We start from the raw sequence: 15,799 nt of genomic DNA, 5'->3' as shown, positions 1-15,799 counted from the left end.
CTTTTGAAAAGGTTTCAGTTTGGTTGGCACGAGCCAGTATGGCGGCGTCAGTGGCGGCGTTGCTGGTCGGGCCGGCTCAGGCCGTGACCTTTATCGCGCCGCTGGATGATACCCGTTGGGAGCTGGAAGCCTCCAAGTTCAGTTGCCGGTTGTCGCAGCCGATTCCGGATTTCGGTACGGCCAGTTTTGAACATCGGGCCGGAGAGCAGCTGGAGTTTGTTATCAGCTCGCCCCAGGCCGAATTGCTGGGCAAGGAAACCCTGATCATGGCCGAAGCGCCGCCTTGGCATCCGGGGCGGGGTACCCATCGGATCGGCATGATTCGTGATGCGGTCAATAGTAAGTCGTTCAGGCTGCAGCCGCCGTTGGCCAAGGATATCCTCACCTCGCTCTATCAAGGGCGTACGCCGGCGCTGACCAATCAGAACTGGTACGGCACCGACACGGCGGTCAAGGTCGCGATCTCGTCCGCCAATTTTCAGCAGGCCTACAGCAATTATCAGAGTTGTGTTGGCGAGCTGTTGCCGGTGAACTTCCAGCAAGTTGCCCGGTCGGCCGTGCTGTTTCCGTCGGCGCAATGGCGCCTGTCGGACTCTACCCGGCAGCGTCTCGATCTGGTCGCGCTCTATGTGAAGAATGATCCATCAGTCAAAACCATCTATGTCGATGGCCACTCCGATAATCTGGGGCGCCGATTGGCTAACCGCGACCTATCGCGTCAGCGGGCTGAGGCGGTCACCCGTTACCTGACCAAGATCGGTATTAATGAGGATATGATCACGACCCGTTATCACGGAGAGCGCTATCCGGTGGTCAAAAATACCAATTCCAACAACCGAGCCCGTAACCGCCGGGTCACGGTAAGGCTTGAGCGGGAAGGGTAGTCAGGGCGCTTCGGGTTGATCTTGGCCGCAGCGCGCATAGAGTTTTTTGGCTGAGCTATCCCAGCGCCCTGTTTTTACGTGTATAATTCTGCGGTTCTTTTTTCGGCAGTCCGCTACCGTTCTGGAGCGGGTCGTTTACGGAGTCAACCATGTCAGATATTAAGAAGGTCGTTCTGGCCTATTCCGGTGGTCTGGATACCTCGGTCATCGTTAAGTGGCTGCAGGAGACCTACAACTGTGAGGTGGTAACCTTTACCGCCGACCTGGGTCAGGGTGAAGAGGTCGAACCGGCTCGCGCCAAGGCTGAAGCGCTGGGTGTGAAAGAGATTTACATCGAAGACCTGCGCGAAGAGTTTGTCCGTGACTTCGTATTCCCGATGTTCCGCGCCAATACCGTTTATGAAGGTGAATACCTGCTGGGTACCTCCATCGCCCGTCCGCTGATCGCCAAGCGTCTGGTTGAAATTGCCAACGAGACTGGTGCCGATGCGATCTCCCATGGGGCGACCGGTAAGGGTAACGACCAGGTTCGCTTCGAGCTGGGTGCCTACGCACTGAAGCCGGGCGTTAAAGTGATTGCGCCCTGGCGTGAGTGGGATCTGAATTCTCGCGATAAGCTGATGGCCTACTGCGACGAACACGGTATCGAGGTGGACTTCAAGAAGAAGGGTAAGAAGTCTCCCTACTCCATGGACGCCAATCTGCTCCATATCTCTTACGAGGGCGGCATTCTGGAAGATACCTGGGCCGAAGCCGAAGACGATATGTGGCGCTGGAGCGTTTCTCCGGAGCAGGCCCCGGACAAGGCGACCTATATCGAACTGACCTACCAGAAAGGCGATATCGTCGCCATCGACGACCAGCCGATGAGCCCGGCGACCGTGCTGGAATACCTGAACAAGATCGGTGGTGAGAACGGCATCGGCCGTCTCGATATCGTCGAGAACCGCTTCGTTGGGATGAAGTCCCGTGGTTGTTACGAAACCCCAGGCGGCACCATCATGCTGCGTGCCCACCGTGCCATCGAGTCCATCACACTGGACCGTGAAGCCGCGCACCTGAAAGATGAGCTGATGCCGCGTTATGCCGAGATCATCTACAACGGCTTCTGGTGGTCTGAAGAGCGTAAGATGCTTCAGGCGATGATCGACTACTCCCAGCGTGACGTGAACGGCAAAGTGCGCCTGAAACTCTACAAGGGCAACGTGGAAGTGATCGGTCGTAGCTCCGATGACAGCCTGTTTGACGAGTCAATCGCAACCTTCGAAGACGATGCCGGTGCCTACGATCAGAAGGACGCGGCCGGCTTTATCAAGCTGAACGCCCTTCGGATGCGTATTGCTGCTGGTAAAGGGCGCAGTCTGCTAGAAGACTGAGTATTCGCGACTAAAGTCAGTAATGATAAAAAGCCCTGAATTGACAGGGCTTTTTTTTGAATTGATTTTGTTCTTCATCAACGTTTGCGCTTGAGTGGCAGGCACTTTTTGGTATTGTCTGTTTAACTATCCGTAACTCTCCAACTGAATTTTGGATTCCCTTGTATGGCAGCACTGCTGGCCGACAAAACCGTACTGATCGTGGCGAAGCGACTGGAGTCGTTGAGCGCGCTGCGTACGCTGGTGCAGGACCAGCAAGCCGGATTGGTGCAGGTGGCGTCGTCGGCCAATATGGCTTTGAGCCTGTTGCGGATGCAGTCATTTGATCTGTGTCTGATTGAGCACGGCCTCGGTGAGGGGGAAAAGAACGGTTACCAAGTCATCGAAGAGTCCGTGCGCGAAGGTCTCAAGCGTGCGGTGGATTGTCAGATACTGATTCTTCCGGAAGGCAGTACCAGCGTTGCCAACGACTCATTGGAGTCGTTTGCCGATTCATTCTTTGTTAAACCGGTATCGTCCCAGCTGTTTGGTAATCGGCTGGAAAAACTCCTCAAATTGAAGCAGGCGGTAAAACCTGCCGAAGAGTTGATCGATAAAGGGGATGAGACAAAAGCGATCCAGCTGATTGAGCAGATGCTGCGCAAGATGCCTTCGTTGGGACCCTATCTGACCCGGCTGCAGTGCCGGCTTCTAATAAATCGGCAGGATTATGACCGCGCTAGACAGCTGTTGCAGATCGCTGCCGATGAGCGGGGAATGTCTTGGGCCTATATGGGAATGGGTGTCTGCCATTACCATCAGGGACACTTTGCCGAAGCGATGGCTTGTTTCAATCAGGTGTTGGAGCGTTCGCCGGAGAGTATCGAGGCGTTTGACTGGCTGTCTCGCTTGTACCGAGTGATCGGGCGAAATGAGCCGGCTCAGAAATTGTTGGAAAAAGCGGTCGCAGTCCACCCCACCGTACCGATACTGCAGTCCGATCTGGGCGATGTGGCCAGCGAAAACAGCAGCTGGGATGTGGCGATCAGTGCTTTCCGTGAATCGGTCAAGTATGCCCGTCACTCCTGTTATCAGAAGCCCAACAACTATTTCGGTCTGGCCCGCTGCCTTCAAACCAAAGTCTCTCCTCAGGGTGGTCCGTTATCATCGCGAGCGGAGCAGGAGGCGGTACGGGCGCTGGAAGATGTGGCCTACGAGTACCAGGAAGACCGTCTGATCCGTTTCAAGTCGCGGTTGATGACCTCGGAGACCTATAAATTATCGGGTGATATCAAGCGCGCCAATGCTGCGGCTCAGGACGCGTTTGCTGACTTTAAGAAACTGGACGATAGTCAGCAGGCGGAAGAACTCGATAATCTGCTCGAGGGGTTGGAAAACACCCAGTTGCAGGCTGTCGCTGAAGAGTATAAAGCCGATTTTAGCCGTCGGGTTTTCACCGAAACCGAGTGGGGGCGTAATAACCTACAGGGTATCGGCTACTACCGGAAAGGTAAGTTTGAAGAGGCGTTCGAGTACTTTCTTAAGGCGCTGGAGACGGTTCCCAATAGTCCCAGTGTGCTGTTGAATCTAGTTCAGACCGGTTATGAGCTGGTGCAGTTGCAACCTCAGCGGGCGACAGAGATTCTGGCGGTCTGTAATGAGCGTCTGCTCAACGTAAGCATCGGTGCCATGAACACCAAGCAGCAGGACCGTTTTCGCGCCCTGAGTGATCGTCGGGCGATGCTGTCCGATCCCGAGTTCGATTCCTGAGCAACAGTGTTTTAGTTGTACAAAACCGGGTTATTTCTGAACTTACCCGCCCGCAGGGCTTCTATACTTACTGAAAAGACATGCAGCTATCCTAAGGTGGCCGGATGTCGACCGACCTGCCCAAGCGTTTCGTTCCAGTGTTTGTTTCAGATGGTAGGTCGGCAGTAGTACCGACTGATCTCGGAAGGGGGCTTAATGCTTCATATCGCTGTGCTGGAGCCGGATCGTCAACTGGCTGAATCGATCATGTCTTGGTTGCACCAGGCAGGGCATGAATATACCTGTTGCTCCCAACCCGCTGAATTTCTTGCCTGCCTGCAGCAGCAACCGTTCGATCTGATGCTGGTCGACTGCGGTTGCGACGACGAGGCCTGTTTTGCGTTGATCGAGCAGGGACTTGCCAGTCAAGCCGAGCGGATTCCTTTGTTGTTTATCAGTGCTCCCGAGGCTGAGCGTCAAATCGTCAAGGCGCTGGCACAGGGCGCTGACGACTTCATCTGTAAGCCGCTTCAAGCCGACCAGTTATTGTCGCGTATTCGGGTGCTGCTGTGTCGTTTCGACGAGCAGCAGCAGGAGCAGCTACCGGAATTGCAGCAGTTCGGTCCCTTTCTGATCGATCGAAATCAACACCAGCTCAGTCGCAATGGCGAGCCTTTGGCGCTGACCGGCAAGGATTTCTGCCTGGCCGATTATCTCTTCACTCACCCTAATCAGCTGTTATCCCGGCACCGACTGCTGTCCGAGGTCTGGGGGGTGAGTCAGGAGGTCAATACTCGAACCGTGGATATGCATATTAGCCGTCTACGCAAGTCACTCTCGTTGGAAGGCAGCGGCTATGAGATTGAAACCGTGCACCAGCACGGTTATCGCCTGTTGACCGAAGACTAAGAAAACCATGGGACTAAATTACAGTCCCCCTCGTGTTAGTGAGCAAGCGCAGAAACAGTCATAGCCACGTGGTCACTATCTGAACTGCAGGGTAATCGCCCCGGGACCAGCTGTTAAGGATGCTCCCAGCTGGCGCTGTTAGTTCCTAAATTGCATTCGTTCTAGGCGGCAGATACAATCGCCCCAGCCTTTTTAGGGTGGTTTTGTACCTATGCTTTGCTGAGCTGCAAAACCACCATTGGACAGTTCTACCAGGGCTGTTTCAACCACCTCTCTTTGCCAGCTACCAATTAAGCCGAGCGGATGAAATCACACAAAATCACTACAGCCCCGATCCCGATGCGCAATGTCGGTCCCGTTAAAGTTATCGGCGAGGAGGTTGACGATGAAGTGATGGTGCCGCTGGCAACCTATGAAACCCCGCTGTGGCCTTCGGTAGGTCGTGGGGCTCGGGTTACCAAGTTGGCCGGGGGCATCCGTGCCACCGTAATCGATGACCGGATGAGCCGATCGATTCTGCTTGAGGCTGCGGATGCCGGTGCTGCCTTGGGCGCGATCAACAGTCTCAAAAGCCGCCTGCCCGAACTCAACGCAGTAGTCGCCAAGAGTAGTCGTTTTGCCAAGCTGATCGACCTGCATACCCAGGTGGTGGCCAACATGATCTACCTGCGGCTGGAGTTCACTACCGGCGACGCATCCGGCCACAATATGGTCACCAATGCGGCCGACCAGTTGTTTCCTTGGATTCTGGAGCAGTATCCGCAGCTCAGTTACGTGTCGATTTCGGCCAACTACTGCTCGGACAAAAAAGCCACGGCAGTGAACGGTATTCTCGGTCGCGGCAAGTATGTTGTCGCCGAAGTCACCATTCCGCGAGAACTTTGCCAGCGTCGATTGAAGACCACCCCGGAGCAGGTGGTGGAGCTGAACATCAAGAAAAACCTGATCGGCACCCTGATGGCCGGGGGCATCCGTAGTGCCAACGCCCACTATGCCAATATGCTGTTGGCGTTTTACCTGGCTACCGGTCAGGATGCGGCCAATATTGTGGAAGGCTCGCAAGGGGTGGTGCATGCGGAAGTTCGAGACGGTGATCTGTATTTCTCCGCTACGCTGCCGAACCTGATCATGGGCAGTGTCGGTAATGGCAAAGGACTGGATTTTGTCGAAGAGAATCTGGCCATGCTGGGTTGTAAAGAAGAGCGTGAGCCCGGGGAAAATGCCCGCCGACTAGCGGTCTGGTGTGCGGCCACGGTTCTCTGTGGCGAACTGTCATTGATGGCAGCCCAGACCAACCCGGGTGAGTTGATGCAATCCCATCTGGCCATGGAGCGCTAGCCGGCGCTTATCCTGCTTTTATAGCCATCCCGATTCGAGCACGAAATGAGTGATCCGACCAACAGCCGCAAGACCGAACATATCCGGGCGATAGAGAAGGATGCCGGTGTTGACCGCAACCACCATCATTACGACGCCATCCGGCTGCGTCATCGGGCCTTACCGCAACTGGATCTGAATCAGATCGATCCGAGCTGCGAATTTCTTGGTAAAAAACTCAGTTTTCCTCTTCTGATCTCATCGATGACCGGTGGCGATCACGAACAGTTGCGAACCATCAACCGAAATCTGGCCATTGCCGCTGAACGCTGTGGTGTGGCGATGGCGGTCGGATCCCAGCGGGTGATGTTCAGCCACCCGGGAGCCAAGGCGAGTTTTGAGCTACGCCAGTATGCGCCAACAGCACTGCTGATGGGCAATCTGGGCGCGGTACAGCTGAATTACGGCTTTGATATCGAGCAGGCTCGTCGAGCGGTCGAGATTCTCGACGCCGATGCGCTGTTTCTTCACCTAAACCCGCTGCAGGAAGCGGTTCAGCCTGAGGGCGACACGGATTTCTCCGGTTTAGATAAGAAGATCAAAGCCTTGGTTGAAGCGCTTGATCAGCCGGTTATTTTAAAAGAGGTAGGCGCAGGGCTGGCGCCGGAAGATGTTGAGCTGGGCCTGGAGAACGGTGTACAGATTTTCGACCTGGCCGGTAGCGGCGGGACCTCGTGGAGTCGTATCGAGCACCACCGATGTCGTCCCGATGGCGAGCGTTCGCTCGGGCTACTGTTCCAGGATTGGGGCATTCCGACCCCGACCGCCCTAGGCTTGGCCAGGCCTTATATGCAACAGGCACAATTTATTGCCAGCGGCGGTCTCAGATCGGGTATCGACATGGTGAAATCTGTTATACTCGGCGGCTCGCTTTGCGGCATGGCGGCTCCTTTCTTAAAGCCGGCCATGGAATCGCCCGAAGCGGTAATGACAACGATTGAACACATTAAGCGTGAGTTTGTCACGGCGATGTTCCTGCTCGGTGCGGCCGATCTGGAACAGCTGCGGCTGAACGATGCGCTACTGTTGGACGAATAGGATTTTCTTAGAGCATGTCTGTCGGTATTGATGATATCAGCTTTTATACGTCGAATTTTTACCTTGATCTCAAGAGCTTAGCAGACGTACAAAATATCGATGCCGAGAAGTACTACCAGGGAATCGGCCAGGAAAAGATGGGCATCGTCGGTGCCGACGAAGATGTCGTGACCATGGCGGCGGCGGCGGCATTGCCGTTGCTGGAGCGTTGTGAACGCTCCCAGATCGATACCCTGATGTTCGCCACCGAAACCGGTGTAGACCAATCCAAGGCTGCCGGTGTTTTCGTTCATGGTCTGCTGGATCTGCCCAACCGTTGCCGGGTCGTCGAGCTCAAGCAAGCCTGCTACTCCGCCACCGCGGCGATCCAGATGGCCTGCGCCATCGTGGCCCGAGACCCTCGGCGCAAAGTGCTGGTGCTGGCCTCCGATATCGCCCGTTATGATCTGGCCTCTTCCGGAGAAGCGACCCAGGGCTGTGGTGCCGTTGCGGTACTGATCGGTGCGAATCCAAAACTGGTCGAGATCGCCCCCGAATCGGGCCGTTATACCGAAGATGTGATGGATTTCTGGCGTCCCAACTATCGCTCTACCGCGCTGGTGGACGGCAAGTATTCCACCAAGATCTACCTGACCGCGCTGAAGCAGGCCTATAGCGACTACCTGGAGCAGGGTGGTGCCGAGTTCGATCAGCTTGACTACCTGTGCTATCACCTGCCGTTCAGCCGCATGGCCGAGAAAGCGCAGACCCAACTGTCACGCTATACCCACAGCGAGCGCGATAAAGAAGCCCTCGATGCGATGGTGATGCCGACGCTGAACTACAACCGCATCATCGGCAACAGTTACACCGCGTCGATCTATATCGGCCTGGCCTCATTGCTGGACAACCCAGAGCTGGAGTTAAGCGGTCAGCGGGTTGGCTTCTTCAGCTACGGTTCCGGCTGTGTTTCCGAATTCTTCAGCGGCACGGTGATGCCCGGTTACCGCGATTACCTGCATACCGATAAGCATCAAGCGATGCTGCAGGCACGGACCGAGCTGAGCTACACCGAATACCTCAAGTTCTATAACTTTGAGTGCCCGGCCGATGGTGGCGACCACCGTATGCCCGAGCAGACCAAAGGTCCGTTCCGCCTGGAAGCGATCAACCAGCATAAGCGGGTTTACAGCGCCCGCTGATGCACGCCCGGGCCCCGTCCAAGGCGATCCTGAGCGGCGAACACGCCGTCGTCTACGGTAGGCCCGCCCTTGCCTTGGCCTTGTGCCGCTATGCCACAGTCGAGCTTGAAGCCGCCGCCGGACTGGGTACTGATGTTGAGCTTGTCCTCGACAGCCTCAATACCCGTGAGCGGGTCCGTCTGGATCAGCTGGATCCTCTGCAGCGACAATTACAGCAACGCCACCAGGACTTTCTCGATGGAGACCTGCCCATCGAAGCGGTGATGGCGCAACCAGCCTTGTTGTTTCAGTACGCCCTGTCCCTAGTTCCCGAGTGTTGGTCTGCCATAGCCGGGTGTCGGCTGCGCTTGAGTTCGCAGATCCCCTTGGGGGCCGGAATGGGATCATCGGCAGCCACGGTCACCGCGCTGCTCAAAGCGGTCAGTGGCTATGCCGGCAAGCCGTTGGCCACCCCGCAATTGGTGGCTCTGGTAACCCGTTGTGAGCAACTTCAGCATGGCCGTTCCAGTGGACTGGACCCGGCAGTCTGCGGTCGCGGAGGGATGCTGCGTTTCCAGCAGGGCGATGTTCAACCATTGCCGGCGTCGCTTCAGCAGGGCTGGTATCTTTTCGACAGTGGGAAACCGGACTGCTCGACCGGGCAGTGTGGCAGCCAAGTTAGGCGCCAGTTCGGACGTAGCGGCATCTGGGATGAGTTTGCCGAGGTCACCGAACAGTTCCAGCAGGCGCTGCTGGGGGCCAGTCCGGAGCGAATTCATGCCTCGGTACGACAAAATCAACGCCTGTTGGAGCGGATTGGCGTCGTACCGCAATCGGTACAGCAACAGGTGCGTGAACTTGAGCAGCAGGGCGCCAGTGCCAAGATCAGTGGTGCCGGTGCGGTAAGCGGCAACCGGGCAGGGTTGGTGTTGATCTATGCCCCGGATCGGACGCTCGAGTCGTTGTCGAGCCAATCCGCAGCCTGGCAGCCTCTGCAGATGGATACGATGGGAGCGGTATATGAATCAGATCGATAGCAGCATTCGGGCTTCGGCCCCCGGTACCCTGATGCTGCTGGGTGAGCATGCGGTGCTGCATGGCTCCCGCGCGCTGGTACTGGCGGTGGATAAACGGATACGGGTCGAACTTACACCGTTGGATGAGCCGCAGCTGGAGATAGAATCTGCCCTGGGGCAGTATCGAGCACCCATCGATCAGAGACATGCCGATGCTACCTTCAGCTTTATTCTGGCAGCGTTCGAACATTGTTATACGGCCTTTGCTGTCGAGGCCGGGATATCGCCCGGCACCGGGGTTCGGCTACAGGTTGAGTCCGACTTTTCCCATCTGGTGGGGCTGGGCTCTTCGGCGGCGGTGACCGTTGCAACCCTGGCGGTATTGAACCGCTGGTTGGGACAAAGCCCGAACTCAGATCAACTGTTTGAACAGGCTCGGGCGGTGATGTTACGGGTGCAGGGGCGTGGATCGGGTGCCGATCTGGCGGCGGCGATCGAAGGCGGAATGGTGGCTTATCATCAGAGCGGTGAGCGGCAGAAACTGGCACCGCTGCCATCGATCGGACTGTATTACTGCGGCTATAAATTGAAGACCCCGTTGGTGTTGGAGCGGGTGGCCGAGGCTGCCGAACAGTTACCACTGCTTTACCAGCACCTCTACCAGCTGATGGCCGAGTGCGCCGAGCAGGCCTGCGAAGCCGCTGGCCAGGGCGATTGGACCCTGTTGGGGCGGTTGATGAACTACTATCAGGGGTTGATGGATGCGTTGGGCGTCAATGATGCCAAGTTATCGCAGATGATCTATCAGTTACGGGGCGATTCGCTGGTGCAAGGCGCCAAGATTTCCGGCTCCGGCCTGGGGGATTGTGTGATCTCTCTGGGGCAACCCCAGGCGGTTGAATTGCCGGATCGGATCCCGGTACAGGTAGCCTCTCTAGGCCTCAGGCTAGACTGAGGACTGTCGTCACACCGCTTGCTGCCAAGCCTGCTCCATCCGCCCTTAGCGTTTTAGGAAAAACACAGTATGAGTCAGAACCCAAGCCCGCGTCAGATCGTACAGCAGCAGCTGCCGAAGCAGGCGCAACCCGGCCCGCAGGCCAGCGCCTTCGCGCCGAGTAATATCGCCCTGTGTAAATACTGGGGTAAGCGCGACAAGGCGCTGAATCTGCCGATCAATCCGAGCCTGTCGGTGAGCCTGGGCCAGCTGGGCAGTCGTACCGAACTCAGCCCGATCGATGGGGCGGAAGATCGGGTGATTCTGAACGGCGAGGTGCAATCGCTGGAAGGGGGCTTTGCGGCCAAGGTGGTCAGCTTTCTGGATCTGTTCCGCCAGCCCGGTTCGCCCCGCTTGCAGGTGGATACCCACAATAACATCCCGACCGCAGCTGGACTGGCGTCCTCGGCGTCGGGGTTTGCCGCGCTGATGCTGGCGGTCGATAAACTCTATAATTTCGGTTTGAGCCCCGAGCAGTTGTCCGCCTTTGCCCGGCTCGGTAGCGGCAGTGCATCGCGCTCTATCTTTGAGGGATTCGTCGAGTGGCAGATGGGGGTTCGCGACGACGGCATGGACTCCCATGCGCGGCCTTTAGCTCAGAGCTGGCCCAACTTTCGGATCGGCCTGTTGACGCTGACTTCGGCGGCTAAGTCGGTGGGCTCGCGTGCCGGTATGCAGCGCACCGTCGATACCGCTCACCTGTACCAGAGCTGGCCGTTGCAGGCCGCCGCCGATCTAGAGCGCATTCATCAGGCGATCGAGCAACAGGATTTCGAACTGCTTGGGGCTACGGCGGAGCAGAATGCGCTATCCATGCATGCCACCATGATCGCCTCCTGGCCGCCGTTGCTTTACTGGCAGCCCGAGTCGGTCGCGGCGATGCAGCAGGTTTGGGCATTGCGCGAACAGGGACTGCCGCTCTACTTCACTATGGATGCCGGTCCCAACCTCAAACTGCTGTTCCAAGGTCAGGATCAACAAGCGGTATTGAAAGCGTTTCCGTCGCTGCAGGTGGTGGCACCGTTTGAGGCCGCTTGACCTTAGAGACCGACGCCGTGACCCACGCCGGTAAAAACGGTCTAAACCCACCCGAGAAGCGGTCGGGTTTTGTCCTGACCCAACAGGCCCGTCAGGGCCGACAGGGGCTCGATTTTCAGTACTGGTTGAGTACCGACCAGGGCCCGGTGCGCTGGCTGGTGCGTGATCAGGAAGCGGTTTTCTTTACCCTTGCCGAAGAGCGGCAGCAGGTGCAGGAGCTGCTACGATCCCTGTTCTCCGGTAATGCCGCCGCCAACTGTTGGCGACTTCAGCCGTTGCAACTGACCGACCCTCAGGGGCGCTCGGTCGATGGCCTCTACCTCAATCAGTTGGAAGCTCTGTACCGCGCCCGCGAGCAGCTGCAGCGTTTCGGCGTCACCCTGATTGAAGATGATATCCGACCTGCCGAGCGCTATCTGATGGAGCGCTTTATCTGCGGTGGGCTGCAGATCAATGCCGGTCAGTGGCAATCTGCCGGGGCCGGTAGCCGTTGGCAGCAATTGGAACAGGCGAGTATCGCTCCCTGTGACTATCGCCCGCGCCTGCGGGTGTTGTCGTTCGATATCGAAACCTCGATGCGGGGGCAAGAGCTCTATTCCATCGGCCTTTACGGAGTGCTCGCCAATGGAAGGGACCGTCAAACAGGGCCGGATAAGGTCGAACTAGCACGGGTCCTGATGCGCGGTGCTGAGGGGTCGTCCGGCGACGAGGCCCAGGAGCCGCTCTCGATCCACTATTTCCCCAGCGAAAAAGCGCTGCTGCAGGCCTTTATGGATCAGGTGCGAGAGTTTGATCCGGATATGCTGATCGGTTGGAACCTGATCGACTTTGACCTGCGCTTCCTGCGCGCCAAAGCTGAGCAGCTGGGGTTGTCATTGAACCTGGGGCGGGGCGGTGGCGCGTTAAAGTGGCACGAACGGGAAACGGGTTGGGCGCGGGTCAGTCTGCCGGGCCGGGTGGTGGTGGATGGCATCGACTGCCTCAAGGGCGCTACTTTTCAGTTTGAGAGCTATTCGCTGGAAGCGGTGTCGCAACAGCTGCTGGGCCGGGGTAAGAAGATCGATCATGTGGACCAGCGAGGTAACGAGATTACCCGGTTGTTTCGCCATGATAAGCTGGCATTGGCGCGCTATAACCTGGAAGACTGCCGCCTGGTTTGGCAGATCTTCGCTAAGGCCAAGCTGCTGGATTACCTGATCGAACGAAGCTGTTTGACCGGCCTGATGTTGGATCGGGTCGGTGGTTCAGCCGCGGCCTTCGACCATCTCTATTTACCGCGGCTGCACCGTGCTGGTCGTACCGCGCCACCCTATGCCTCCGGTGAAGCCGGGATGAGTAGCCCGGGTGGCTACGTGATGGATTCGCGCCCGGGGTTGTACCAGGATGTTTTGGTGCTGGATTTCAAAAGCCTGTATCCAAGCCTGATTCGTAGTTTCCTGATCGACCCCCACGGCCTATACGACGGGCTTGAACAAGACGCCGAACATTGCGTTGAGGGGTTCAACGGCGCCAGATTCTCCCGACGTCATCCGATTCTTCCCGGATTGATCGCCACTCTGTGGCAGGCCCGGGATCAGGCCAAGGCGGAGCAAAACGAGCCGTTGTCGCGAGCGATCAAGATCATCATGAACTCCTTTTATGGAGTACTGGGTTCGGACCAGTGCCGTTTCTTCGATCACCGTCTGTCCGGCTCGATCACCCTGCGAGGGCATCAGGTGCTGATGCAGAGTCGCGACTTTATCGAAGGCTTATCCGACGACAAGAGCAGTTATACCGTTATCTACGGCGATACCGATTCACTGTTTGTCTGGGCACAGCAGCCGCCGGCAAGCGTCGAATCGATCGATCCGGTGTTGCTTGGAAAGCAGTTGGTGGTCAGGTTGAACGACTGGTGGCGGCAACGGCTACAGGCAGAGCACGGGGTGGAGAGCTGGTTGGAGATCGAGTTTGAAACCCACTTTCAACGTTTCCTGATGCCGACCATTCGTGGTTCCGAGCGGGGCAGTAAAAAACGCTATGCCGGGATGACGGTAGATCAGCATGGGGAGCCGACGCTAGTGTTTAAGGGGTTGGAAAGTGTTCGGAGTGACTGGACCCCGTTGGCTCGACGGTTTCAGCAACAACTCTACCGGCGGGTTTTTCTGAACCAGCCCTACCGTCATTGGTTGAAGCAACAGGTTGAGGCATTGCTGGCCGGGCAGTGTGACGATGAACTGGTTTACCGAAAACGACTGCGGCGGCCGTTACAGGAGTACGTAAAGTCGCAGCCGCCCCATGTTCAGGCGGCGAGAATAGAAGAGCAGCAGCGTCAACAGCGTGGTGAGCTGCCGAAATATCATCGGAGTGGGTCAGTGAGTTATCTGATTACCGTCCAAGGCGCGCAACCGGCCGAGTACTGCACCGCTTCGATCGACTATCAGCACTATCTGGAGAAACAACTCAAACCCGTTGCCGAGGCGATCCTACCGCTGGTCGGTGACAGTTTTGAACAGTTGGTGGAGCCGCAGCAGAGCCTGTTCTAAGCCTCTGCTGCTTGGCTGGGTCGATCGATCAGAGGTTGAGAACCTGCTGCTCGATGTAACCGCGCAGCTCTTCGTACTGGCCCGGGCATTCGGGTAGGAAGAACAGCTTGTAGTATGCGCGTTGGTTAACCTGGCGGTTGAAAACGCCGGGGCGATCTTCCTGGTGGCTCTCGTAGCGGTAATCCATGGTCAGATGGATAACGCGGGTGTTGGTCGGGATCACCAGCTCGGCATGATCGATATTCTGGCGCTTTTTGCTCTCTTTCAGGGTATAGAACGAGATCTCGGCGACCTGGTTCAGGTTGATCAGGAAGTTGCTGGAAACCGGCACCACGATGCCTTGATCCATTGCGTTATTTTCCATCAGGATGCCGCAATTCTTTTTGATCTTGATGAACATATAAATTCCTTAGCTGTTCAAATTTGTCGGGGTTGTCGCTGATTCGGTAGCTCGTTAGTTGTTGCAGATCTAAATCTGAGTTGGGTTATTCGGCACCGTAACCTTCAGGACAATCCCTCGTTGGTTGAGGGCTGAATCAATTCTGTCCTATCTGATCGATGGTTGCCAGTGCTCCTCAAAGTGGTTTTGATGGCTATCAAAATCCGACTTAACGGTTTGTTATTTTCCTTATTCGGTCATATTTGGACGCTAGGCTGGTTGGGTTGAACTTAGCCGGAAGCTTAGACTATGTACCATCTGCCCGAATTAACCCCTAGCGTGAATATCCGTCGAATCGCCGTGCTCACCAGCGGTGGCGATGCACCGGGTATGAACGCAGCGATCCGTGCGGTTGCCCGAGCGGCGTTACATCAGGGCATTGATGTGCTGGGGATTCAGCGTGGTTACAGCGGCTTGGTGGAGGCGGATATCCGTCCCCTAACGTCACCGCTGGTGGGTAATATCCTGCAGCGTGGCGGTACCCTGCTTAAGAGTGACCGCTGCGAAGAGTTCCATAAGCCGGCAGTGCGCTGGCAGGGCTACGAGCACCTAAGGGAGATGGAGGTGGACGGTCTGGTGGTGATCGGTGGTGACGGCTCGCTGGCCGGGGCTCGCCAGTTTGCCGCCGAGACCAACTTCCCGCTAGTAGTGTTGCCGGCGACGATCGATAACGACATTGAGGGCAGCGACGAGACCATCGGTTTTGATACCGCCGCCAATACCGGCCTGGACGCGATCGATCGGATTCGGGATACCGCCAACTCCCACCAGCGATTGTTTCTGGTTGAGGTGATGGGGCGGGATTCAGGCTTTCTGGCCACCGAAGTCGGCATTGCCGGTGGCGCCGAGATGATCCTGGTACCCGAGCAAGCGATCGATCTGGATCGGGTCAGCGAATCGTTAAAGCAGGGAGATTCCAGCGCCCGACCGAGCAGCCGGATCATCGTCGTGGCCGAAGGGCGCAAGCCGGGGCGGACCCAGCGCCTAGCGCAGGCGTTGACCGAACGAGGCTTCAACCCGCAGGTATGCATTCTGGGACATATCCAACGGGGCGGAAATCCGTCGGCGCGGGATCGGGTATTGGCTTCCTGTCTGGGTGCGGTGGCGGTCAAGGTGCTGCAGGCGGGCCAGGGTGGTTGCCTGCTCGGCGTGGAAAATCGTCACCTGGTGCAGCGCCCCTTGGCTGATCTGGGTGAGCGTTTGCCGCTGGACCCGGCCCTGCTGGAGCTGGCTCAGCTGATTCAACAGTAGCGCGTGCCGTTCCGCGGTGGATGAAAAAATTTATCCCCCATGCATCCATAGGACTGTCCGGTTCGTT

The 15,799-nt window shown here is 57.1% G+C and carries 13 protein-coding genes; 12 read left to right on the top strand and 1 reads right to left on the bottom strand.

The window, feature by feature from the left end; genetic code table 11:
- Positions 1 to 38: 38 nt before the first annotated feature.
- The 11 genes from DV711_RS05260 to DV711_RS05210 all read left to right on the top strand — a co-directional run bounded on the left by DV711_RS05260 (position 39) and on the right by DV711_RS05210 (position 14,042).
- Positions 39 to 884 carry a flagellar protein MotY gene (locus tag DV711_RS05260; protein ID WP_114694572.1) on the top strand — a complete coding sequence of 282 codons (846 nt, stop codon included), beginning with the start codon at positions 39 to 41 and terminating at the stop codon, positions 882 to 884.
- A gap of 149 nt (positions 885 to 1,033) precedes the next feature.
- Complete coding sequence (locus DV711_RS05255) at positions 1,034 to 2,260, top strand: argininosuccinate synthase (RefSeq protein WP_114694571.1); 1,227 nt, start codon at positions 1,034 to 1,036, stop codon at positions 2,258 to 2,260.
- Between the two features lie 165 nt (positions 2,261 to 2,425).
- Positions 2,426 to 4,009, top strand: coding sequence for a tetratricopeptide repeat protein (locus DV711_RS05250; RefSeq protein WP_114694570.1), 1,584 nt, complete (start codon positions 2,426 to 2,428; stop codon positions 4,007 to 4,009).
- A 195-nt stretch (positions 4,010 to 4,204) separates the two neighbouring features.
- On the top strand, positions 4,205 to 4,897 hold the full coding sequence (locus tag DV711_RS05245; protein WP_114694569.1) for a response regulator transcription factor: 693 nt from the start codon (positions 4,205 to 4,207) through the stop codon (positions 4,895 to 4,897).
- 303 nt (positions 4,898 to 5,200) lie between these two features.
- On the top strand, positions 5,201 to 6,235 hold the full coding sequence (locus tag DV711_RS05240) for a hydroxymethylglutaryl-CoA reductase (RefSeq protein ID WP_114694568.1): 1,035 nt from the start codon (positions 5,201 to 5,203) through the stop codon (positions 6,233 to 6,235).
- A gap of 45 nt (positions 6,236 to 6,280) precedes the next feature.
- Positions 6,281 to 7,312 (top strand): type 2 isopentenyl-diphosphate Delta-isomerase, encoded by a 1,032-nt coding sequence (gene fni / locus DV711_RS05235; RefSeq protein ID WP_114694567.1) that lies wholly within the window; start codon positions 6,281 to 6,283, stop codon positions 7,310 to 7,312.
- Positions 7,313 to 7,326: 14 nt separating this feature from the next.
- Complete coding sequence (locus tag DV711_RS05230; protein ID WP_114694566.1) at positions 7,327 to 8,493, top strand: hydroxymethylglutaryl-CoA synthase; 1,167 nt, start codon at positions 7,327 to 7,329, stop codon at positions 8,491 to 8,493.
- Positions 8,493 to 9,509 (top strand): mevalonate kinase family protein, encoded by a 1,017-nt coding sequence (locus DV711_RS05225; protein ID WP_114694565.1) that lies wholly within the window; start codon positions 8,493 to 8,495, stop codon positions 9,507 to 9,509. Before DV711_RS05230 ends, DV711_RS05225 begins: the two co-directional genes overlap by 1 nt.
- The gene (locus DV711_RS05220) at positions 9,493 to 10,443 is read left to right on the top strand and encodes a mevalonate kinase family protein (RefSeq protein ID WP_114694564.1); all 951 of its coding nucleotides are present in this window, start codon (positions 9,493 to 9,495) and stop codon (positions 10,441 to 10,443) included. Before DV711_RS05225 ends, DV711_RS05220 begins: the two co-directional genes overlap by 17 nt.
- 69 nt (positions 10,444 to 10,512) lie before the next feature.
- Positions 10,513 to 11,520 (top strand): diphosphomevalonate decarboxylase, encoded by a 1,008-nt coding sequence (gene mvaD, locus DV711_RS05215; RefSeq protein ID WP_114694563.1) that lies wholly within the window; start codon positions 10,513 to 10,515, stop codon positions 11,518 to 11,520.
- Complete coding sequence (locus tag DV711_RS05210; RefSeq protein WP_243633737.1) at positions 11,517 to 14,042, top strand: DNA polymerase II; 2,526 nt, start codon at positions 11,517 to 11,519, stop codon at positions 14,040 to 14,042. The genes mvaD and DV711_RS05210 overlap by 4 nt, the downstream gene beginning before the upstream one ends.
- Before the next feature lie 28 nt (positions 14,043 to 14,070).
- Here the strand turns inward: DV711_RS05210 and DV711_RS05205 are convergent, their stop codons facing one another.
- A complete protein-coding gene (locus tag DV711_RS05205; RefSeq protein ID WP_114694562.1) occupies positions 14,071 to 14,442 on the bottom strand; it encodes a hypothetical protein in 372 nt (123 codons plus the stop codon).
- 288 nt (positions 14,443 to 14,730) lie between these two features.
- Here DV711_RS05205 and pfkA point away from each other — a divergent pair, with 288 nt between their 5' ends.
- Positions 14,731 to 15,732, top strand: a complete 1,002-nt coding sequence (gene pfkA, locus DV711_RS05200) for a 6-phosphofructokinase (protein ID WP_114694561.1) — start codon at positions 14,731 to 14,733, stop codon at positions 15,730 to 15,732.
- Positions 15,733 to 15,799 lie beyond the last annotated feature (67 nt).

It is taken from the genome of Motiliproteus coralliicola (genome assembly GCF_003345655.1).
Lineage (GTDB): Bacteria > Pseudomonadota > Gammaproteobacteria > Pseudomonadales > Balneatricaceae > Motiliproteus > Motiliproteus coralliicola.
Note: the sequence above shows the minus strand (reverse complement) of the source record. Positions and strands in the feature narration are given on the sequence as shown.

Bases quoted from the DNA above. Each gene is read 5' to 3' on its own strand.
- DV711_RS05245 (WP_114694569.1), top strand. From the start codon at position 4,205: ATGCTTCATATCGCTGTGCTGGAGCCGGATCGTCAACTGGCTGAATCG.
- DV711_RS05255 (WP_114694571.1), top strand. From the start codon at position 1,034: ATGTCAGATATTAAGAAGGTCGTTCTGGCCTATTCCGGTGGTCTGGAT.
- DV711_RS05240 (WP_114694568.1), top strand. From the start codon at position 5,201: ATGAAATCACACAAAATCACTACAGCCCCGATCCCGATGCGCAATGTC.
- mvaD (WP_114694563.1), top strand. From the start codon at position 10,513: ATGAGTCAGAACCCAAGCCCGCGTCAGATCGTACAGCAGCAGCTGCCG.
- DV711_RS05230 (WP_114694566.1), top strand. From the start codon at position 7,327: ATGTCTGTCGGTATTGATGATATCAGCTTTTATACGTCGAATTTTTAC.
- fni (WP_114694567.1), top strand. From the start codon at position 6,281: ATGAGTGATCCGACCAACAGCCGCAAGACCGAACATATCCGGGCGATA.
- DV711_RS05260 (WP_114694572.1), top strand. From the start codon at position 39: ATGGCGGCGTCAGTGGCGGCGTTGCTGGTCGGGCCGGCTCAGGCCGTG.
- DV711_RS05250 (WP_114694570.1), top strand. From the start codon at position 2,426: ATGGCAGCACTGCTGGCCGACAAAACCGTACTGATCGTGGCGAAGCGA.
- pfkA (WP_114694561.1), top strand. From the start codon at position 14,731: ATGTACCATCTGCCCGAATTAACCCCTAGCGTGAATATCCGTCGAATC.
- DV711_RS05205 (WP_114694562.1), bottom strand. From the start codon at position 14,442: ATGTTCATCAAGATCAAAAAGAATTGCGGCATCCTGATGGAAAATAAC.
- DV711_RS05220 (WP_114694564.1), top strand. From the start codon at position 9,493: ATGAATCAGATCGATAGCAGCATTCGGGCTTCGGCCCCCGGTACCCTG.
- DV711_RS05225 (WP_114694565.1), top strand. From the start codon at position 8,493: ATGCACGCCCGGGCCCCGTCCAAGGCGATCCTGAGCGGCGAACACGCC.